This is a genomic window from Microbacterium sp. zg.B48 (genome assembly GCF_024623505.1).
Taxonomy (GTDB): domain Bacteria; phylum Actinomycetota; class Actinomycetes; order Actinomycetales; family Microbacteriaceae; genus Microbacterium.
Genome location: NZ_JANJFE010000018.1, coordinates 1 through 20,068 on the forward strand (window position 1 = coordinate 1; position 20,068 = coordinate 20,068).

At 67.5% G+C, this 20,068-nt stretch carries 18 protein-coding genes; 9 read left to right on the top strand and 9 right to left on the bottom strand.

All coding sequences use genetic code 11. The annotated features are described in order from the left end of the window. On the bottom strand, positions 1–820 hold an 820-nt coding region (gene rfbA / locus NQ152_RS13950; protein WP_257524444.1), incomplete at its 3' end, for a glucose-1-phosphate thymidylyltransferase RfbA. Positions 821–925: 105 nt separating this feature from the next. Between rfbA and NQ152_RS13955 the strand changes: the two genes are divergently transcribed. The 4 genes from NQ152_RS13955 to NQ152_RS13970 are packed head-to-tail and all read left to right on the top strand — an operon-like array spanning position 926 to position 5,015. Further along, the gene (locus NQ152_RS13955) at positions 926–2,887 is read left to right on the top strand and encodes a DUF6541 family protein (RefSeq protein WP_257524445.1); all 1,962 of its coding nucleotides are present in this window, start codon (positions 926–928) and stop codon (positions 2,885–2,887) included. Between the two features lie 51 nt (positions 2,888–2,938). Further along, positions 2,939–3,685: a glycosyltransferase family 2 protein gene (locus tag NQ152_RS13960; RefSeq protein WP_257524446.1), complete on the top strand. Its 747-nt coding sequence runs from the start codon at positions 2,939–2,941 to the stop codon at positions 3,683–3,685. Continuing rightward, a complete protein-coding gene (locus NQ152_RS13965; protein ID WP_257524447.1) occupies positions 3,682–4,077 on the top strand; it encodes a DUF2304 domain-containing protein in 396 nt (131 codons plus the stop codon). Before NQ152_RS13960 ends, NQ152_RS13965 begins: the two co-directional genes overlap by 4 nt. Then, positions 4,074–5,015 (top strand): glycosyltransferase, encoded by a 942-nt coding sequence (locus NQ152_RS13970; RefSeq protein WP_257524448.1) that lies wholly within the window; start codon positions 4,074–4,076, stop codon positions 5,013–5,015. The genes NQ152_RS13965 and NQ152_RS13970 overlap by 4 nt, the downstream gene beginning before the upstream one ends. Here NQ152_RS13970 and NQ152_RS13975 read toward each other — a convergent pair. Next, positions 4,987–6,156, bottom strand: a complete 1,170-nt coding sequence (locus tag NQ152_RS13975) for a polysaccharide biosynthesis protein (RefSeq protein ID WP_257524449.1) — start codon at positions 6,154–6,156, stop codon at positions 4,987–4,989. The two genes, NQ152_RS13970 and NQ152_RS13975, sit on opposite strands and share 29 nt — an antisense overlap. A 138-nt stretch (positions 6,157–6,294) precedes the next feature. Between NQ152_RS13975 and NQ152_RS13980 the strand changes: the two genes are divergently transcribed. Further along, complete coding sequence (locus NQ152_RS13980; RefSeq protein WP_257524450.1) at positions 6,295–7,047, top strand: glycosyltransferase; 753 nt, start codon at positions 6,295–6,297, stop codon at positions 7,045–7,047. Between the two features lie 3 nt (positions 7,048–7,050). On the opposite strand, the gene NQ152_RS13985 is transcribed toward NQ152_RS13980, so the two are convergent. From NQ152_RS13985 to NQ152_RS13995, 3 genes are read right to left on the bottom strand one after another with little or no spacing between them, the layout of a single operon-like run. Further along, positions 7,051–8,157, bottom strand: a complete 1,107-nt coding sequence (locus tag NQ152_RS13985) for an acyltransferase (protein WP_257524451.1) — start codon at positions 8,155–8,157, stop codon at positions 7,051–7,053. Next, positions 8,154–9,290 carry an NAD(P)-dependent oxidoreductase gene (locus NQ152_RS13990; RefSeq protein ID WP_257524452.1) on the bottom strand — a complete coding sequence of 379 codons (1,137 nt, stop codon included), beginning with the start codon at positions 9,288–9,290 and terminating at the stop codon, positions 8,154–8,156. The genes NQ152_RS13985 and NQ152_RS13990 overlap by 4 nt, the downstream gene beginning before the upstream one ends. A gap of 36 nt (positions 9,291–9,326) precedes the next feature. Continuing rightward, complete coding sequence (locus tag NQ152_RS13995; protein WP_257524453.1) at positions 9,327–10,217, bottom strand: glycosyltransferase family 2 protein; 891 nt, start codon at positions 10,215–10,217, stop codon at positions 9,327–9,329. 294 nt (positions 10,218–10,511) lie between these two features. Between NQ152_RS13995 and glf the strand changes: the two genes are divergently transcribed. The 3 genes from glf to NQ152_RS14010 are packed head-to-tail and all read left to right on the top strand — an operon-like array spanning position 10,512 to position 13,204. Beyond that, a complete protein-coding gene (glf, locus tag NQ152_RS14000) occupies positions 10,512–11,648 on the top strand; it encodes a UDP-galactopyranose mutase (RefSeq protein ID WP_257524454.1) in 1,137 nt (378 codons plus the stop codon). A 24-nt stretch (positions 11,649–11,672) separates the two neighbouring features. Continuing rightward, positions 11,673–12,464 (top strand): ABC transporter permease, encoded by a 792-nt coding sequence (locus NQ152_RS14005; RefSeq protein WP_257502906.1) that lies wholly within the window; start codon positions 11,673–11,675, stop codon positions 12,462–12,464. Continuing rightward, on the top strand, positions 12,464–13,204 hold the full coding sequence (locus NQ152_RS14010; protein ID WP_257502905.1) for an ABC transporter ATP-binding protein: 741 nt from the start codon (positions 12,464–12,466) through the stop codon (positions 13,202–13,204). Before NQ152_RS14005 ends, NQ152_RS14010 begins: the two co-directional genes overlap by 1 nt. A 63-nt stretch (positions 13,205–13,267) precedes the next feature. Here NQ152_RS14010 and NQ152_RS14015 read toward each other — a convergent pair whose 3' ends face one another. Further along, complete coding sequence (locus tag NQ152_RS14015; RefSeq protein ID WP_257524599.1) at positions 13,268–14,263, bottom strand: glycosyltransferase; 996 nt, start codon at positions 14,261–14,263, stop codon at positions 13,268–13,270. After that, entirely contained in the window at positions 14,263–16,173 is a 1,911-nt protein-coding gene (locus NQ152_RS14020) for a glycosyltransferase (RefSeq protein WP_257502904.1), read from the bottom strand. Before NQ152_RS14020 ends, NQ152_RS14015 begins: the two co-directional genes overlap by 1 nt. Positions 16,174–16,316: 143 nt before the next feature. Here NQ152_RS14020 and galE point away from each other — a divergent pair, with 143 nt between their 5' ends. Next, a complete protein-coding gene (gene galE, locus NQ152_RS14025) occupies positions 16,317–17,309 on the top strand; it encodes a UDP-glucose 4-epimerase GalE (protein WP_257524455.1) in 993 nt (330 codons plus the stop codon). An 8-nt stretch (positions 17,310–17,317) separates the two neighbouring features. Here galE and NQ152_RS14030 read toward each other — a convergent pair whose 3' ends face one another. Both NQ152_RS14030 and NQ152_RS14035 read right to left on the bottom strand, forming a co-directional pair. Then, entirely contained in the window at positions 17,318–18,649 is a 1,332-nt protein-coding gene (locus tag NQ152_RS14030; protein WP_257524456.1) for an O-antigen ligase family protein, read from the bottom strand. Continuing rightward, on the bottom strand, positions 18,646–20,046 hold the full coding sequence (locus NQ152_RS14035; protein WP_257524457.1) for an O-antigen ligase: 1,401 nt from the start codon (positions 20,044–20,046) through the stop codon (positions 18,646–18,648). The genes NQ152_RS14030 and NQ152_RS14035 overlap by 4 nt, the downstream gene beginning before the upstream one ends. Positions 20,047–20,068: the final 22 nt, after the last annotated feature.

The following is a 20,068-nucleotide window of genomic DNA, read 5'->3' on the forward strand; positions in this document are numbered from 1 at the left end:
TGACCAGCTTCTCCGCACGCTCCCGGAGCTGGTCATCGCTGAGGAACCCCTGCCGCCAGGCGACCTCTTCGGGCACCCCGATCCGCAGCCCGGTGCGCCGCTCCATGGTGCGCACATAATCCGCCGCATCCGTCATCTGATCGAACGTGCCGGTGTCCAGCCACGCGGTGCCGCGGGGCAGGACCTCCACCTGCAGCGCGCCGCGCTCCAGGTAGGCGCGGTTCACGTCGGTGATCTCGTACTCCCCGCGGGGGGAGGGGGCCAGGGTGCGGGCGATGTCGATGACGTCGTTGTCATAGAAGTACAGGCCCGGTACGGCGTAGCTGCTCTTGGGACGGGCGGGCTTCTCCTCCAGTGAGACCGCGGTCCCGGCAGCATCGAATTCCACGACGCCGTACGCGGTCGGGTCGGCGACCCAATACGCGAAGATCGCCCCGCCCTCCACATCCGAGTACCGCTTCAACTGCGTGCCCAACCCCGGCCCGTACAGCAGGTTGTCGCCCAGGACCAGGGCGACCTTGTCGGTGCCGATGAACTCCGCGCCGATCGTGAACGCCTGCGCCAGCCCATCCGGGGACGGCTGCCGCGCGAACGTCAGGTTCACCCCGAACTGCGACCCATCCCCGAGCAGCCGCTCGAACTGCTCCGCATCATGCGGGGTCGTGATGATCAGGATGTCTCGAATCCCGGCCAGCATCAACGTCGACAGCGGGTAATACACCATCGGCTTGTCGTACACCGGAATCAGCTGCTTGGAGATCCCCAACGTGATCGGATGCAACCGCGTCCCCGAACCACCCGCCAGAATGATGCCTTTCACCATCCCATGGTGTCACAGGCACCGGCTCACGCTTTTCCCAGCGGGGGCATCGGTATCCTGAATCGTCCGCCGAGTCCTGTGCGGTCTCTGAGAGGTCATCCATCCGTGCAGTGGTTCGCGTTCATGTGGGCGGCAGTGGCCACCCTTCTTCTCCTGGGTGTCATCGGGGTTCCACTCGCCAGGATCATCGGTCTGCGCGGATTCGCCGCCATTGCGATCGCGCCCGCGTTCGCGGTCACCGTGGTCGGCCTCGCCGCCGTGGTCGCCCCCTGGATCGGCCTACGTTGGTCCGTGCTGCCCGTGCTGCTCGTGGCTATCGTTCTCGGGGGAGCGCTCTTCGCGGTCCGTTATGCGACGCGTCGCTGGGAACCCGCGCGCGCACCGCGGCGCCCCTTCGACGCCTGGCTGCTCCTGGCCGTAGTCGTTGCAGCAGCCCTGCTCACGTATCGAGTCACCGTGATCGTGGGCAGCCCCGAGAACATCTCGCAGACATTCGACAACATCTTCCATCTCAATGGAATTCGTTTCGTGCTGGACACGGGCAACGCATCCTCGCTGTGGTTGGGGCACATGACCAACCCCGACGGTGGATTGGCGTTCTACCCCGCAGGGTGGCACGCGCTCGTCGCGCTGGTCGTCCAGATCTCCGGCGTGGCAATCCCGGTTGCGGTGAACGGGGTGACCGTGGTCGTCTCAGCCGTCCTGTGGCCCCTCGGTGTCCTGCTGCTCGCGCGCACGCTCTTCGGTCGCTCCCACGTCCTTGCCGTGTCCACCGGCGTGCTCGCTGCCTCACTCCCGGTGTTCCCGATCCTGTTGATGGACTACGGAGTGCTGTATCCCTACCAACTGGGGCTCGCGCTGCTGCCGGCCGCCCTCGCCGCGACTCTGAAAGCGCTCGGCCTGGTCGGCGGCAGACGGACAGCGCCCGGACAGTTGTGGTGGACCGTGGCAGTTCTCGGCTGTCTCCCCGGCCTGGCGCTCGCGCACCCGGGCGCCATCGTCGCGTGGCTTGCGCTGACCGCTCCCATGGCCGTGGCATTCGCAGTGCGCAGACTCCGCAGCGCGAAAAGCACGCTGATGCGCTGGGTCGTGGTCGTCTCGTTCGCGGTCTACCTCGCTATCGGCGCCGTGCTTCTGGACACGCTCAGACCCCCGCTGGAGGCGCGGGGGTGGCCGCCGCAGATGAGCATGCTCGACGCCGTGTGGGACGTGCTGACGATATCCGCGTGGTACCACACGCCCGCCCTGCTTGCGGCTGTGGCGGTCGCAGCCGGCGTCGTCTGGGCGATCATCGCGCGCTCGGCCCCGGGACTGATCGCGCTCGGGATGTACGTGGTCGTCGCAATCCTCTACCTGGCGGTTGCGGCACTGCCGCTGCCTGCGCTGCGTGACGCACTCACGGGCGGCTGGTACAACAACTTGCCCCGTGTCGCGGCACTTCTGCCGTTCGTGCTGGTGCCCCTCGGTGCCTACGGCGCCGCCTGCACGTGGAGCTGGCTGGGGCGGCGCAGACGGGTGAACAAGCTGTCACGCGCACTGCCCCGCGGGCTCAAGGGCGCCGTCGGGATCGCAGCGACCGCGCTGGCCGTACTCGGACTCCAGGTTTCATCGCTGTCCCCCGTGTGGGTCGCGGAACAATGGACGGGGAGTGTGTTCATCATGGGCCCGGATTCTCCTCTGCTCAGCTCGGACGAAGCGGAGCTTCTCTCGCGGCTCGATGAGCATGTCCCCGCGGGGGTTGCGGTCGCAGGCAGCCCATGGACGGGGGCGTCATTGGCCTACGCGCTCGCGGACCGTCCGGTGCTGATGCCTCACACACTCATGGAGATCAGCGCCGAGCTCCGCGCCGTGAACGAGGGGCTGTCCAGCGCGACACCCGATGGCGCCACGTGCCGCGCGATCGACGACCTCGGCGTCGGCTTCGTCCTGGACTTTCCTGGCCCTGAGGTTCACCCGGGCGAGCACGTCTTTCCGGGGTTGCAGAATCTTGCAGATTCGGGTGCGGTGCGACTGGTTGACCAGGAAGGCGATGCGCGCCTGTACGCGGTGACCGGTTGTGGATTCTGATGCACCGCAGATCAAAGAGCCTTCCTGCGCCGTCGGTAGAATGACGGGACCATGACCGAATCGCCCGATCGCGTGCTGATCATCGTGCCTGCCTGGAACGAAGCCCGGAACGTCGGCCACACGGTGCGCGAGATCCGCGCGGCGAGCCCGCAGTACGATGTCGCGGTCGTGGACGACGGATCGACCGACGACACCGCCGAGATCGCGCGCGCGGCCGGAGCCACCGTCATCTCGATGCCGTTCAACCTGGGTGTGGGGGGCGCGATGCGCACGGGCTTCACATACGCCCAGCGGCATGGCTACCAGCGGGCCATCCAGGTGGATGCCGACGGCCAGCACAATCCTGCGGACATCGGCAGGGTGCTTGCCGGCCTCGAGGTCGCTGACATCTCCATCGGGGCCCGCTTCGCGGACGTGGGCGACTACCAGGTGCGCGGACCACGACGATGGGCGATGATCTTCCTCGCCAAGGTGCTCTCCCGCGTGGCGCGGACACGGCTCACGGACGCGACCAGCGGGTTCCGGGCGGCCGGGCCGCGCGCGATCGCGCAGTACGTGCGCTACTACCCGGCCGAATACTTCGGGGACACCCTGGACTCGCTGGTCGCGGCCTGCCACGCGGGACTGACCGTCACCCAGGTTCCGGTGGCGATGCGACCACGCATGCACGGGACCTCCACGCAGGGCACGGTCGGAGCCACGATGTACCTTCTGCGCGCCGTCTTCGCCCTGAGCCTCGCGGTGATGCGCCGAGCGCGGCCGGCGCGGCCCGCGGCGCTGCAGGAGACGCCGGCATGATCGTCGTCTTCAGCATCGCGCTGGCTCTGCTGATCCTGGTGATCGTGGTGTGGATGCTTCTCGCGCGCAAGCTGCGCGAGAAGTACGCCGCGATGTGGCTGATCATCGGCCTCGCGGTCCTGGTTCTGGGCGTGTTCCCTCAGTTGCTGCTCCGGCTCACCGAGACTCTCGGCGTTCAGGTTCCCGCCAACCTCCTGTTCTCGCTCGCGATCGTGCTGCTGCTGGGTGTGACGCTGCACCTGTCGTGGGAGCTGTCCCAGGCGGAGGACGAGATCCGGCGGGTAGCGGAGGAGGCGGCCATCGCGCGAACGGAGATCGCCGCGCTGCACGATCGTGTGGCGGATCTGGAGCGGACCGCCCACCGTCCCGGTCCGGGCGGAACCGGCGCGTGACCGCAGACGGAGTGTGGGCGGTCGTCACGTCGTATCGCCCCGAGGCCGGACTGCTGCGCGCCCTCACTGCGCTGAGCGACCAGGTCGACCAGATCGTCGTCGTCGACGACGGCAGCGGTCCGGAAGCGGCGCCGGTTCTGGAAGCGGCGCAGAGCGCGGGCAGCCGAGTCGTCCGGCTCCGTGACAACAGCGGCATCGCCGTGGCACTGAACGCCGGCATCCGCGCCGCGCTGGACCAGGGCGCGCGAGCCGTCGTGACGTTCGATCAGGACTCCGTCGTGCAGGCCGGCTTTGTCCGCGCCCTGCTGACAGCGCGGGATGCTGTTCGCCGGACCGGGCGGAGGCATGGCCCGGTGGTCCCCGAGTACTTCGCCGACGTGCGCCAAGTGCACTCCGTCGAACACGACGGCACTCTGGTGGCCCGGCACGCCATCCAGTCCGGCATGCTGCTGGATCGAGAATTGCTCGAGACGGTCGGCCTCATGCGGGAGGACCTGTTCATCGATTTGGTCGACACGGAATTCGAGCTGCGGTGCGCAGCAGCAGGCCTTCCCACGATCGCCGCTCCGGGTCTCACGCTCGCGCACGCCCTGGGTCGTCAGTACGAGCGACGGATGCTCGGTCGCATCGTCCGGCTTCCCGGGATTCCGCCTGTCGTGACGCTGAGCAATCCGTTCCGGTACTACTACCGGGTGCGGAACCGCCTCGTCGTCAACCGCGAGTTCTGGCGCGCGCAGTTCGGCTGGGTGGCTCGGGACACGCTGCTCGAAGCGCTTCACTACGGCAACGCACTGCTGCTGGCACGGCCCCGCCGCGCGCTGTGGCGACTGTACCTCTCCGCAGCGCGCGACGCCCGCCGAGGGCGGATGGGGCGGATGCCGAGTGGTCTTGCCGAGCTGGCGTCGACGATCAGCTGGGCTGCTCCGCCGGCGGAGTGACATCATCGCGCCGGGCGAGCCGCAGCGAGCGGACAGCCGGTATCAGCAGCACGGCGAACGCCGTCGCCTCCGAGGCGGCAACGCCGAGCGCGACAAGTCCCGCCGAGCCCAGCGTCGAGCCGGTGACCATCGTGACGATACCCACGATCGCGGCCGCCAGGGTGGCGGCGAAGACCAGGCGGTAACGGTGGGCAGGGATCAGGACGTTGCGGATCAGCGGGGTCGTCGCGGACAGGAAGAAGAAGGCCACCCCGAAGAGCGCACTCGGCAGTGGCGCGGCTGCGACACTCGCCCCGAACAACAACCCGGTCGCCCACGGCCCGAGCAGGCCGATGGCAAGCCCTCCCAACAGTCCCAGCGCCACGTGCGAGACGATCGCAAGGCGGTGACGACGGTGGCGGTCCGACGCTGCCGGGTCCAGAACCCACGCCTGGAAGGCGTTGCCGAAGGCGATCACGGCCATGACGGCGATGCGGTACGTGCGATCGGCGGAAGCAAAAGAGCTTGCCTCGGCGGCGTTCAGGCCGGCTGTCGCGATGGGGATCGCTGTGGAGCCGTAGGCGTTCCCGGTCGCGTCGATGGCGGCGGTGGGCACCAGCGTGCGCAAGACGGTCAACAGGCCGCGGGATCGCACGTCGCCCCGCATCCCACCGTGGGCCGTGATCCGCGCGTGCGTCGCGAACGCCGGAACAGAGAACGCCAGCAGCAGGATCGGATACCACAGCACCTGACCGGTCAACCCGACGACGGGCAGGGAGATGGCCGAGGCAGCGAGCTTGGGCAGTGCGTCGAACAGCATGAGCGCCCGCGGGTTGCCCTGGCCGATGCAGAACCATGCGGGCGTGAAGCCCCCGATCGTCATCGCGACCGCCACCGCGACGGACTCCAGCCGGTACGAGGGGCCGGAGATCACGAAGGTCGCAAGCGCTGCGGCGGGAACGGCGATCACCGAGGTGACCAGCCGGGAGCGGATGCTCTCGTGAAGGATGACCGCACGCTCCTGCACCGAGCTGGTCCGCGCCACCCGCACGGGTCCGACGACGCCCCACCCGAACAGCACACCGACCATGCCGAGGATGCCGATCGACTGACCCGCCGAGAAGTTCGCCCATCCGTCGGCGCCGACGACGCGCGAAATCACGGGAAGTATGATGAAGGGAGCGAGCGCCGAGAGGATCGGTGCCCCCGTGAAACCCGCGAGCCTGAGCATGAGCGACCGCATCGGAAGCCAGTTTAGTGCCGGAGCCCGCTTTGACGCGTCGAAGGGCGGCCAGGCCCCGTGAGTGAGCCCGTGTTCGTCAGCGTCTGCATGGCGACGTACAACGGGTCCGCCTATGTCGAGCACCAGCTCCGTTCCATCCTCGCCGAGCTGCTTGCGGGCGACGAGGTCGTGGTCGTGGACGACGCGAGCACCGATGACACGGTCGCCGTGGTGGAGGCCGTCGGCGACGCCCGGGTGCGCGTCATCCGTCAGCCCGCGAACCGGGGGTACGTGCGCACATTCGAGACGGCCCTGCTCGCCGCCCAGGGCGAGGTGATCCTGCTCGCCGATCAGGACGACGAGTGGGTCGCCGGCCGGCGGGCGATGCTCGTCTCGGCCGCGCAGGCGGCCGGGGTCGCGGCATCCAATCTGGAGCTGCTCGGAACGGGGGAGCCGCTGCGCTCGCCGCTGTCGGGGCGACCCTGGCTGCTGCGCGAGGCGACCTCGCGGCAGCGGGTGCGCAATGAGCTTCGCATCCTCGCGGGAGTGGCACCGTACTTCGGGTGCGCCATGGCGGTGCGGCGGGACATGCTGGCCGCGATCACGCCGTTCCCCGCCTTCTTGACCGAATCGCACGACCTGTGGATCGCGACCGTCGCGAACGCGACCGGCCACCTGCGCCACGTCGAGCCGGCCACCGTGCGGCGGCGCGTCCACGCGGCCAATGCGTCCTCGCCGCGCCCGCGCGGGGTGCGGCGCGCCCTCGGTTCCCGCTGGATGCTGGTGCGCGCCTGGCGCGAGGCGCTGCGGCGTCGCCGCGCGCTGGGCTGAGCCTCACGCCTGCTGGATATCGCCCGGGGGACCGACGGGTTCCGGCCGCAGGTGACCGCCGTGCGGCCGGACCCGCAGCATCGCCGGTCGCTCGATCAGCACCCAGCTGAGCCAGGCCAGCGCGAAGGTGACGATGACGGTGATCAGGATGTAGAGGGGCATGCCGAGCGCGGCACCGCCGACCAGCACGACGAGTTGCTGGACCGGCCACGCGTAGATGTAGAACCCGTAGGAGACGTCGTTGCGCGCGATCCACGCCGGCTGCGGCACCCACGTCGACAGCGAGAGCAGGCCGTAGGCCAGCAGTGGCGCGGAGGCCTGCCCGCCCCACCTCGGGATCACCCAGATCAGCAGCACGGCGGCGACGAGCGCCGCGATGCCCAGGATGCGGTTGACCCCCCACTTCTCGATGAGGAAGAACATGAGCGAGCCGCCGAGGAAGAACGGCAGGAGCCGGGCGAACAGCTCGAAGCTGACGTCCAGGCCGACACGCTGTGCTCCGCCGATGAACGCGTACATCGCGACGCTCAGGAGCCAGAGGACGCCGATGAGGACCGGCGACCGCCGGAACAGCGCGACGAACCCGAGCACCCAGACGACGAGATAGCAGAGGAATTCGTAGAAGAGCGTCCACAGGGAGCCGTTCCACGCTCCCGGGTACGGAACGCCCTGAAGCGTGGCCCCGATGCTGTAGTGATCGATGTGCAGGGCGAGGTTGCCCCAGACGTACTGGAATGGCGTGATGGGCGTGGTGAGGAACCCGGCGAACGAGCCCTGCTCGATCAGGAGCGCGATCGGCGCGAACAGGAACGCCGTCACCATGAGCACCACCACGAACGCGGGATAGATGCGCGCGATACGGTGCAGCAGGTACTCGCCGGGCGAGGTCCGCAGGCGGCTGCGGGTGATCAGGAAGCCGCTCAGCACGAAGAAGCCGCCGACCGCCCAGCCCCCCAGGTTCTCCCCCTGGATAGAGGGGCCGGTGCCCTGCCCCGCGATGTACCAGCTGTGCGCGAACAGCACCAGGGCGGCGAGGATCAGGCGGAAGAGGTTGAGGCTGTTCCTGCGGTAGGGGTACGGCGTGCCGCGCAGCGCTGCCGGCAGCGTCACTTCAGCAGGTTCCGTGAGGCCATCTCCTCGAGGGAGCGCTGGTAGCTGTCATCCTCGATCGGTTCGGTGAGCACCCAGTCCACGAAGCGGGCGACACCTTCGCGGAACTCCACGGCGGGGGTGTAGCCCAGGACCTCCCGCAACCGGGTCGTGTCCGCGATGTTGTGGCGGATATCGCCGAGGCGGTAGTTGCCCGACACTCGCGTGGGCACGCGCGTGCCGAAGGCGGCGAAGAGCGCGTCGACGACCTCGAGCACCGTGGTGGCGGTGCCTGAGCCCACGTTGAAGACTCCGCCCGCGGCATCCGGGTTCGTCGCCGCACGGAAGGTGGCTTCGACGACGTCATCGATGTACACGAAGTCGCGGCTCTCCAGTCCGTCCTCGAAGATGTTGATCTCTTTGCCGGAGCGGACCAGGGTCGAGAAGATCGACAGGATGCCGGTGTACGGGTTCTTGAGGGACTGCCCGGGTCCGTACACGTTCTGATAGCGCAGCGACACCGGTTCGATGCCGATGGTCGGGGCCACGGTGAGGATCAGCGACTCCTGCATCTGCTTGGTGATGCCGTATACCGACGACGGGTGCAGTTTCGCGTTCTCGTCCGTCGGGATGACGCTGAGCGGCCCGGCCCCCGGGATATGCACGTCGAAGTCACCGGCCGCCATGTCGGCGTCGGTGCGATGCGAGGGGTAGACGATGGTCCCGTCCGGCGCGCGGTAGGCGCCCTCGCCGTAGATGGAGCGTGACGACGCGATCAGTATCCGCCGCACGGTGTGCGGCTCGTTCGCGAGCAGGTCGAGCAGCTTGGCGGTCCCGCCGACGTTGGTCTCGGTGTACCGGTCGATCTCGTACATCGACTGGCCGGTGCCGGTCTCGGCCGCCAGGTGCACGACGACCGTCGCACCGGCGATCGCGCTGCGCAGATCCTCCGTGGAGGTGACCGTTCCGCGGATCACGGTCGCGACCCCGTCAAGGGACCGCAGCAGGGGCGATGTGGTCGCCGGGTCGGTCCCGTGCACCTGCGGGATCAGCGCATCGAGCACCGTGACCGTGGACCCGGCCTCGACGAAGCGGCGGGCCAGGCGAGTGCCGATGAAGCCGGCTCCGCCCGTGATGAGCACATGATCGGACATGCGGGTGACTCCTGGGATGGGGACCCGCGAGCCGGGTCAGAGGGCGACGATGTGCGCCAGGGTCGATTCTATCCCGGTGCGGTTTCCGCCTCGGAGGACTTTGGGCAGCTCGGTGATCGCATGCAGTCGGGACATCACGCGCCAGCGTGCGGTGCGGGCCGTGCGCGTCCAGCGCTTCTCCACCGCGAGCCGGCGTGCCTGCGCATAGTAGGAGCGCTCGTCGGTGAAGCGGCGACCGTCCAGCAGCGTCTTCTGCGAGGCGCTGCCGCCGTGCCGGCGATACGAGAAGGCGAGCCTCGGATTGTACGCGAGGGTGCCGCCTTCGAAGGCGATGTCCATCAGCAGGGCCAGATCCTGGATGATCGGCAGTCCGTCGCGGAAGTCGATGCGCTGGAGGGTCTCGGTCCGGAACGTCAGCGACGGCCAGTACAGCCAGTCGCCCCGGATCAGGCTGGTCGCCATCCGCTCTCCGGTCAGCACGGCGATCCCGTCACCGCCGCGCGGAGCCAGCATGCGTTGTTTCACGCGGTCCGCGAGCAAATGAACCGGCGTGCCGTGCTGGTCGATCACCTGGACGCCCGGCTGAATAACGTCGGCGTGCGGCACCGCGGCGATGGTCCGGCCGATCACATCCAGGTAGTTCGGATGCACCAGGTCGTCGCAGCCGAGGATGACGATGTGCTCAGTGGTTGCTCGACGGATCGCCTCACGATAGTTCTCGGTGATCCCGAGGTTGACGCGGTTGCGGGTGTAGGAGATCCGCGCATCGTCGAGCGCGGCGAAGTAGGCCGGGACCGACTCGTCCGGGTAGCAGTCATCGATGACGATCAGCCGCCAGTCCGGGTTGCGCTGAGCGCGCACCGAATCGACGGTCTCGAACAGCAGCGCCGGGTCGCCCCAGAAGGGCACGAAGATCTCGATTGTCATAGCCACTCAAGCGTAGGTCCAACGGCCGGGAGGATCCTCTGCGCCCATGATCGGCGTCCCGTCTGCGGCGTTGCCTTCGCGCGACTCGGGTGCGACGCGTGGGAGTCCGAGCCAGTCCCGCGGCGGCGGCAAATCGGGGCGGGGCATGGTGGCGGTGCTGACCGGGCCACCGCGTTGCCACGCCAGAGGTGAGGGCAGCTCTCAGACGGCGGTCGATAGAATGATCTCGCGGCGGTGCGATCGGCCCGCCGCGCCGCCGTGTCTGCGGCGACCGCGAACCAAGAGGGCGCACACATGGATCTTCTCGTCGTCGGCTCCGGCTTCTTCGGTCTCACCATCGCCGAACGCGCGGCATCCGACGGTCGCAAGGTGACCGTCATCGACCGCCGTCATCACATCGGCGGCAACGCCTACAGCGAGAACGAGCCCCAGACCGGCATCGAGGTGCACCGTTACGGGGCACACCTGTTCCACACCTCCAACCCGAGCGTGTGGGAGTACGTGAACCGGTTCACGACGTTCACGAACTACATCCACCGCGTGTACACGAACCACAAGGGCGTGGTGTACCCGCTGCCGATCAACCTCGGCACGATCAACCAGTTCTTCCAGGCCGCGTACTCTCCGGACGAGGCCCGCGCGGTCCTCCGCGAGCTGTCGGCTGAGTTCGATGTGAAGGATGCCGCGAACCTCGAGGAGAAGGGCATCGCGCTGATCGGTCGCCCCCTGTACGAGGCGTTCATCCGCGATTACACCGCCAAGCAGTGGCAGACCGACCCGAAGAACCTGCCTGCCGAGGTGATCAGCCGACTGCCGGTGCGGTACAACTACGACAACCGCTACTTCAACGACACGTGGGAGGGTCTGCCCACTGACGGATACACGGCGTGGATCGAGCGGATGGCCGATCACCCCAATATCGAGGTGAAGCTCGGAGTCGACTTCTTCGACGAGCGGCAGCCGCTGAACAAGGCGGCCACCGTCGGACAGGTCCCGATCGTCTACACCGGGCCGATCGACCGGTACTTCGACGATGCCGCGGGCGCGTTGTCCTGGCGCACCCTAGACTTCGAGGAGGAGGTCCTCAGCGTCGGCGACTTCCAGGGCACGCCCGTGATGAACTACGCCGACGCGGACATCCCGTATACGCGCATCCACGAGTTCAAGCACTTCCATCCCGAGCGCGCTGACCGCTACCCGGCCGACAAGACCGTCATCATGCGCGAGTTCTCCCGCTTCGCCACGCGCGACGACGAGCCGTACTACCCGGTGAACACCGCCGAGGACCGCGCGGGCCTGCTGGCCTACCGGGAGCTCGCCAAGGGCGAGAAGGACGTCTACTTCGGCGGCCGTCTGGGCACCTACCAGTACCTCGACATGCACATGGCGATCGGCTCGGCGCTGTCGATGTGGCACAACCAGCTCGCGTGACGCCACCCCCATAGACTCGACTCCGTGACCACAGCCGCCGTCGGCGCTCCCGGCTCGCCGAGGCGCTACCTCCACGCGTTGTGGCTGCTCTCCGCGCGGGACCTCCGCGTCCGCTACGCCACGAGCGCGCTCGGCTACCTGTGGTCCGTCCTGGACCCGCTCGTGATGAGCCTGATCTACTGGTTCGTCTTCACGCAGGTCTTCGGCCGCGGCGTCGGGGAGGAGCCGTACATCGTGTTCCTGATGTCGGCGCTGCTGCCGTGGATGTGGTTCAACTCGTCGGTGTCCGATTTCACCCGCGCCTTCAACAAGGATGCGCGGCTGGTGCGCTCCACCGCGATCCCGCGGACGATCTGGGTGAACCGCATCGTGCTGAGCAAGGGCATCGAGTATCTGCTGTCCATCCCGGTTCTGGTCCTGTTCGCCGTCTTCGCCGGCGCGACCGTGGGCTGGGGCTTGCTTTGGTTCCCGCTGGCGGTGCTGCTGCAGGGGATCCTGCTGGTCGGGCTGGGTCTTCTCGTCGCGCCGCTGTGCGTGCTCTACGCCGACCTGGAGCGCACCACCCGACTCATCCTGCGCGCGCTGTTCTACGCGTCGCCGGTCATCTACGGTGTCTCGGACCTGCCCGCGCCCTTCTCCGAGATCGCCGCCTTCAACCCGCTCGCGGGCATCTTCACGCTGTACCGTGTCGGATTCTTTCCGGATCAGTGGGACACCTTCAGCGTCGTGCTCGCCGCCGTGATGAGCGTGGTCTTCCTCTGCCTCGGCATCCTGGTGTTCCGTAGCCTGGAGCGTCCCGTGCTGAAGGAGCTGTGATGACCGGACTGGCGATCGAGGTGCGCGACCTGGGCGTCCGGTTCCGTCGCAACCGCAGAGGGCGGCGGAGCTTCAAGGATCTGTTCGCGGATTCGTCGCGCCGGTCGAAGCCGGGCGAGTTCTGGGCGCTGCGGAACGTGTCCTTCGACGTGCGGCCGGGGGAGTCGATCGGAGTGGTCGGGCGCAACGGACAGGGCAAGTCGACGCTGCTCAAGCTCGTGGCCGGCGTGCTGCTACCCGACGAGGGCGCGGTGACGGTGCACGGCGGCGTCGCCCCGCTGATCGAGATCACCGGGGGGTTCGTGGGCGATCTGACCGTGCGCGAGAACGTCCGCCTGACCGCCGGCCTGCATGGGATGTCACGGGCCGAGGTGGCGCGGCGGTTCGACGGAATCATCGATTTCGCGGAGTTGCGCGACTCCATCGACACGCCCTACAAGCACCTGTCGAACGGCATGAAGGTGCGTCTGGCCTTCTCCGTCGTCTCCCAGCTCGAGGAGCCGATCCTGCTCGTCGACGAGGTGCTGGCCGTCGGCGACAAGGCCTTCCGCGAGAAATGCTACCGGCGCATCGACGAGCTTCTGGCCGAAGGCAGGACGCTGTTCTTCGTCAGCCACAATGAGCGGGATCTGCGGCGCTTCTGCACCCGGGGCCTGTATCTGGACCGGGGCGCGCTCGCACTGGATGCCCCGATTGGCGAAGTGCTGGACCGTTACAACGCCGACTACAACGGGGGCTGACCGGACGGCTCGGCCGGCAACGCGGGACCGGAGCCCGGCGGAGCAGAGCAGTCCGGGCCGCCGTCAGCGGGCGGTGGCCGCAAGCGGCGGCATCGGCTGCCAGGAGGAATCCCGGGCGATCCGGCGACCGTCCCGAATGCCGCGGAACAGGTTGCTCGTGCCGCGGACCGTGTGCTCGACGGCGAAGAGCCGGATGAGCTCCTTGACGAACGTGAGCGCCGTCCCGGCACCGAACAGCATCGGGTTGTAGACACCCAGCGAACGGTAGTAGTTCTTCATGTGGCCGCGGTTGCGCATGATGTAGTACCGATACGCATTGCTGCTTGCGTTCATGTGGCGGATGCCCATGTCCCACTGCTTGATCTCGCGCGTCCGCCGCAGCACAAACTCGTTCACGATCACCGAGGTGGTCTTGCGCGAGGCGAGCCAGCCGTACATCTGGTCGTCCCAGTAGATGAAGAAGCGAGGATCGGGCAGGCCGATCTGCTGCACGATGTCGCGGTGGATGAACATCCCCTCGAAGCAGCCGGAGTTCATCTCCTTGAAGCCGGTCTCGTCGAAGCCGGCCGGGGCGAACGGGATCGGGATGCCCAGCGGCTCGGCAACCCGGTACTGCCAGTAGAACTCGCTGCCGTCGTAGTCGTAGCGGCGCCCTTGGATGCTCTTGAACCGCGGCGCCCAGGATCCCATCCGGGCCAGGCCGTCGGGCAGCACCTCGACGTCGTCGTCCATGAGCCACATCCAGGTGGAGCCGAGCTCGTACGCGACGCGCATCCCCTCGCTGAAACCACCCGAGCCGCCGGTGTTCGTCTCCAGCCGCCGGTAGACCAGCTCCGACCCGAGACGCTCCCGGAAGGACTCCACGACCAGCGTGGTGTCGTCCACGGACGCGTTGTCGATGATGACGACGTGCCCGGGCTTCGGGTCCATGCGCGTGATGCTCTCCAGCAGCCTCGTCAGCAGTCCCGAGCGGTTGTACGTGACGATCGCGATCGTGGCCGATGCCGGATCGAACGCCGGTTCCGTCTCGAGACCCTCGTGGCGCGAAGGGGATACGATCACGAGCTTTCCCCGAACGTACGGCGCCACTCCGCCAGCGATGTCATCTCTGTCTGGGCGCGGCGGTAGCGCTGCGACAACGCAGGCCACTCCCTGCGGAGTCGGCGATGCAGGCGGACGCTATCGAGGAGCATGCGTCGATAGTTTGCCCGGTTGCGCACGTACTTGTTCTGGCCCGACCCGTCCGCAGCGCTGACCAAGGCGGAGTCGTAGAGCGGCAGGCGCCACCATTGCGCGTCGAGCTTGCCGAATTCGACCTCCGGCTGGCTGACGTTCTCCGGCCTGGGGGCGTGGAACCAGTGCGAGACCAGCGTCACAGCCGTGAACCAACGCAGCTTGAGGCCTGTGGGATTGTCGAGTTCATGCAGAGAGGCCCGCTTGAAGACTTGGCGACCGCGTCGAGATCTGAGCGGGACCCCGGTGTCCTTGTGTACCCGCGTCTCGGGAAACTTCTTTGCGAGGTCGCGGGCTGCGGGCATGGCGGTGGCCAGGTTCGCCCGCATATGCTCAGGACCGGACAGGACATCGCGCAGGGCGCGATGGCGCAGTGCCACCGGATAATACTGCATCATCATCAGATGCTTCAGATCCACTCGTCGGCTGTGCTTTAGCAGGCGACCGCCGCGCGGCACCGGGGAATGCAAGAGGCCTGCCACGATCCGGTTGCGGGCATGGAAGTATGCCTGCCAGTCGATTGAGTCATCCTTGCCGACCCAGGAGACATGCCACAACGCAACACCGGGCACCGACACGGTAGGGAAACCAGCGTCGCGAGCGCGCAAACAGTACTCCGCGTCGTCCCATTTGATGAACGCGGGCAAAGCGAGCCCGACGGCACGAATGACCTCAACGGGTATCAGGCACATCCACCAGCCGTTGTAATCGGCATCGAGACGCATGTGCAGCATGGGTGTCTGGCGGAGGTTGGATGCCGAGAAGTCGTGAGGAAGTTTGTCCTGGTAGAGCGCCCGCCACATGAAGGGCTCGTCGTCCACCACCTCGGCCCAGGCATGCAGCTTCGGGCGATCGAGGAGGTCGAACATGTGTGCGCCGACAATGGTGGGAGTGGACGCGTAGCGCCCGAAAACGATGGAGCGTCGCACCGACTCGGGCTCGAGGCGGACGTCGTCATCCAAGAGCTGTACGAAGTCGCTTTCAGGACGGTCCAGCGTTTCCGCCATCGCCCGCGAGAACCCTCCCGAGCCGCCCAGGTTCGGCTGCGTGATGACCTGAAGGGTATCCCCCAGTGTGGCGGCGACCTCTGCGAACTCCGGCTGCGCATCGACCCGGCGGTCGCCCTGATCAACAACGAAGATCCGGTCGACGACCTCAAGAACATCAGGCTCTGCCGCGAGGTTCAATAGGGTCCAGATGCAGTAGTCCGGTTTGTTGAACGTCGTGATGCCGATGGACGCTTTGCCCATGCGCGCGGGTTCCTGCTCCGTGGTCCACTCCGCGCCTTGAAAGAGCACGTCTTTGTCGTCGGCGACGAGGTCGAACCAGATCCAACCGCCGTCGCTGAACTGATCGAGCTGGAGTTCGAACGAGTTCGTCGCATCGCCGTCTGCTTCACGGGTCTCAAGGCGCTGACTCACACCGGACCCGGTGGACCGGTAGATCAAGATGGTGCAGGGACCTTCGGTGCGAACAGTCAGCGTCACGTGTCGCACCGCGGTCCAGTGCTGCCAGTATGAAGCCGGGAAGGCGTTGAAGTAGGTGCCGAACGACACGCGCCGCCCCGCGAGGATTCGCGCCTGATGGCGCCCCAGGATGTTTCCCATGTGTGCCAGGTTCGACACGCGAACCGGCTCGTCGTCGATGATCGACCACGTCTCCGGGTCCGCGTAGAGAGGCAGCAGATCGGGATCGCGATCGAGGGGGAAGACGACATTCTGCAGGACGTGAGGCACGTGGAAAACTCCGAAAAGACGGCGACTGGCGCCGAGTCGTGGGGCCGGGAGTAGCCTACCCTCCGATCATGAGGATCTTCTGGATCCGCCGCCTGCCGTAGCCTCAACTGCGTGGGTGCTGCAATCGAAGGGCGAGCGGTGCGATGAAGGTCTTGATCACCGGGGGTGCAGGGTTCATCGGCAGCACGGTCGCATCGGCGTGCATGGATGCCGGAATCATCCCCGTGATTCTGGATGACCTTTCCACCGGCCGCGAAGCTTTCACGCGTGGTCGGTTGTTCTACCGAGGAGATATCGCGGACGCCTCCCTCCTCGACCAGATCGCTGCCGATCACCCTGACCTTTCGTTCGCGATCCACTGTGCGGCAAAGGTGGTCGTCCCCGACTCGGTCATAGATCCGCTGGGCTACTACGACACGAATGTAGCCAAGACGATCGAGCTGCTCCGCGGCCTGCAACGCAACGGCATCGGCAAGGTCATCTTCAGTTCCTCTGCTTCCGTCTACGACGCGGAGGACGGCGGCGCCGTGACCGAGGAAGGGCCGATCCAACCGGCCAGCCCATACGCCCGGACGAAGGCGATGGTCGAGCAGATCCTCGCCGACAGTGCGGGTGCCGGGGATTTGCGAGCCATCGCGCTTCGATATTTCAACCCGATCGGCGCGGATCCCCAGTCTCGGAGCGGTCTTCCCCAGCGCGACCCGTCGCATGTGCTGGGCCTGTTGATCTCCGCGCATCGGCACGGTGGAACCTTCACCATCACCGGAACAGACTGGCCGACGCGGGACGGGTCGGGACTGAGGGACTTCATCCACGTGTGGGACCTCGCGCGCGCGCATGTCCAAGCGGTTCGGCGCTTTGACCTCGTCACAGAGAAAGCGGCCTTCCGTGCCGTCAATGTCGGCGGGGGCACCGGAACGACCATCCGGGAACTCGTCGCCGCGTTCGAGCGGGTCACCGGGGCCAGCGTCGACGTGCGCATCGGGCCCCGCCGCGCCGGTGATGTCGCGGGCGCGTACGCGGACGTGCAGCGGGCAGCGGATCTGCTCGGCTGGCGGGCAGAGCTGACCATTGACGAAGGCATTCGCGACTCGCTCGCGTGGGCTGAGTCCTTCGACTCAGCGTCGGGGCACTGAGCCCCGGGCTACGCGTTGGAAGGCCGACCTTCCTGGATACGCGGCAGGTCCGGCCCACCGCCGATCGCATCGATGCGCTCCCGCCACGAGCGGGATTGACCGGCGCGCACCGCGCAGAGCACGAGCAGGAGCCAGCCGAATCCGAACAGCGCGAAGCTCTCGAACATGGAATTCACCAGCAGGGTGATCAGCAGCAGCGGAGTCCACGCGTAGATCACCGAGCGGCGCTCGCTCGCGTCCAGCCACGACCGCACCAGGGCGGTGCCCACGAAGGCGGTGAACAGCAGCAGCCCGGCCCACCCGAGCTGCAGCAGCACGTCGAAGTACGCGTTCAGGCCGGTCGCATGGCTCGTGCGCAGTCCGTAGTTGATGGCGTTGAACGGGAACACCTGGGGATCCCAGGGGCCGAACCACCCCCAGCCCTGCACGGGCTTGGAGCGCAGATAGTCGACCATCGTGTTCCACAGGTCCACGCGCATCGAGAAGTCGGTGCCGGCTCCCAGGAAGGCGATGATCGGATGCCGTGCCGCGTAGCCGATGATCACGCCCACCACCACCAGCCCGCCGAAGGCGAACTGCAGAGCCGACCGCCGCTCCGGGCTCGTGTGCCGCACCAAGGCCAGCGCACCCACGGCCAGGCCCACGGCGAGTGCGAGGACCAGGACGGTGGGGGAGTCGCTGAGGGCAGCGAGGCCGCCGGCGAGCACGACGGAGTACACCGACACGCCGACGCGCACGGACTGGGTGCGGTACTCGATCAGGAACGTGATCAGGGCGATCACCGCGGCGAAGCCCAGCAGGTTTCGCGTGCCGAAGATCCCCTGGATCGGGCCGAGCTGGGCGATGTCGCCCTGGATGCCGAGAAACCGGAAGGGCATGTCCAGGATGACGCCGGCGAGTATCTCGACGCCGAGGGAGATCGACAGCAGCACGCGCATGACGTCGCCCAGTGCGCGCGCGGTCTGCAGCGTGTCGCGGACATGACCGATCGTGACGGCGAGGAAGGCCAGGGCGGCCGTGGAGACCCAGCCCCACAATGACGTCGAGGGGCTCTGGCTCCAGAACGCGCTGATCAGTGCCCAGGCCACGAACAGCACCAGCGTGGTCGGCACGAGACGCACGAGCGAGATCTCCCGGCGTCGGGAGACGAGGATGCCGATGCCGAGCAGGCAGAGGCCCACGATGATCGAGACGTAGGTGACGCGTCCGGCGATCTTCTCGATCGCGAAGGAGGAGAAGACCGCGCCCAGGACGGCGATCGTGTACGCGCGGGCGAGCGCGGCCGACCCGAGCAGTCCGATCCAGCGCGCGGGGCCGGCGCCTCGTACCGGGTCGGTCACGAGGCCCGCGTGGTCAGCTCGCCACGCTCGATGGCGATGCGCAGCTCGGCGGCGCCTTCGCCGATGTGCGGCGACTGCTTCATCTTGAACGGGAGCATGACCAGGAACAGCCAGCCCCACAGCAGCAGCGGACTGGATTCGGCCAGGCCCTGCACCAGCAGGATGGCGCCGACCAGCGTGGGCAGCAGGGTCAGGGGTGAGTACGGCCGGTCGGCCCGCAGATCCCATCGGGGTCGGTCGACGGCGAAGAACCACGAGCGCCAGATGTAGGCGAGGTAGGCCATGGCGAGCAGGGCGACGCCGATCGCGCCGAGTTGGAAGAAGACGTCGATCCATACGTTGTGCGCCTGCATCACGGACTGGCCGTGATCGAGGATCCACCCGTCGAACGCCGGATCGCTCGTGATCCACGGGGTGGAGAATCCCCAGCCCAGCACCGGCCGCTGCATCGCGCGATCCAGCACCGCCTGCCAGATCATCTCCCGGCCGGTCAGGTCGGTGCTGCGGCCGAGCGCTGCGAAGATCGTGTCGCGCAGCAGCCAGAACGCCGCAGCGCCGCCCAGCCCGACCACGGCGAACCCGATGTAATACCGGGTGCGCTCGCCGGGGCGGCGCGCGCGGCGCATCAACAGCACCGTCACCAGCACGATCACCACAGCCGCCGCGGCCACGTACGCGGTCGCCGATGCCGCCCGATAGAACAGGTAGTCAGCCAAGACGATCCACCCGCCCAGCAGAACGCGGCCGGCCGCGCCGGCGGCGAAGCGGATCGCGAACACGACGATCGCCAGGAGGGCGACCGGTCCGAGCAGATTGGCGTTGCCCATGATGCCCTGGATCCGGCCTTCGTCGAACAGGTTGTTCCGCGACCAGTACAGGATCGGGTCGACGGGCTCGGTGCGAGGCACGAAACCGGGCAGCAGGGGCACGCGGACGAACAGTGCGACCCAGAGCTCGAAGATCAGTGACAGCGCGAGGACCCACTTCAGCGCCGCGGAGGTGGCGCGGATCACTTCGCGCCAGGTCAGCACACTCCCGATGAACAGTGCCTGCAGAGTCGTGATGCCCAGCAGCAGGAGCGTGAGCGCGGTCGCCTCCCGCCACTGCGACCAGATGATCGACAGCGCGGCCCACAGCACGTACGCCATCGTGAACCAGGGCAGGCGGCGCCACTGCACCGGTGGCCGCACCGCGAACCACAGTCCGAGTGAGAGCACCCCGCCGGCGATCGTCACCACCGCCGTCGGCAGCTGGCCGATCGCGTTGATCCACGCCGTGCCGGACAGCGCCATGAACAGCACGAAGATGCACCAGCCGCGGAGCATCAGGTGACCCGTCTTCTCGCGGACCGGTGCCGCCGGCGGGGTCGACGCCGGGTGCTTCGTGTAGACGGCCATCGTCTGATCAGGGTAGCGCCTG

What these genes read in the sequence shown, in the direction of transcription:
- NQ152_RS13960 (WP_257524446.1), top strand. Translation starts at nt 2,939, where the DNA reads ATGACCGAATCGCCCGATCGCGTGCTGATCATCGTGCCTGCCTGGAAC.
- NQ152_RS13965 (WP_257524447.1), top strand. Translation starts at nt 3,682, where the DNA reads ATGATCGTCGTCTTCAGCATCGCGCTGGCTCTGCTGATCCTGGTGATC.
- NQ152_RS13990 (WP_257524452.1), bottom strand. Translation starts at nt 9,290, where the DNA reads ATGTCCGATCATGTGCTCATCACGGGCGGAGCCGGCTTCATCGGCACT.
- NQ152_RS13995 (WP_257524453.1), bottom strand. Translation starts at nt 10,217, where the DNA reads ATGACAATCGAGATCTTCGTGCCCTTCTGGGGCGACCCGGCGCTGCTG.
- glf (WP_257524454.1), top strand. Translation starts at nt 10,512, where the DNA reads ATGGATCTTCTCGTCGTCGGCTCCGGCTTCTTCGGTCTCACCATCGCC.
- NQ152_RS14010 (WP_257502905.1), top strand. Translation starts at nt 12,464, where the DNA reads ATGACCGGACTGGCGATCGAGGTGCGCGACCTGGGCGTCCGGTTCCGT.
- galE (WP_257524455.1), top strand. Translation starts at nt 16,317, where the DNA reads ATGAAGGTCTTGATCACCGGGGGTGCAGGGTTCATCGGCAGCACGGTC.
- NQ152_RS14035 (WP_257524457.1), bottom strand. Translation starts at nt 20,046, where the DNA reads ATGGCCGTCTACACGAAGCACCCGGCGTCGACCCCGCCGGCGGCACCG.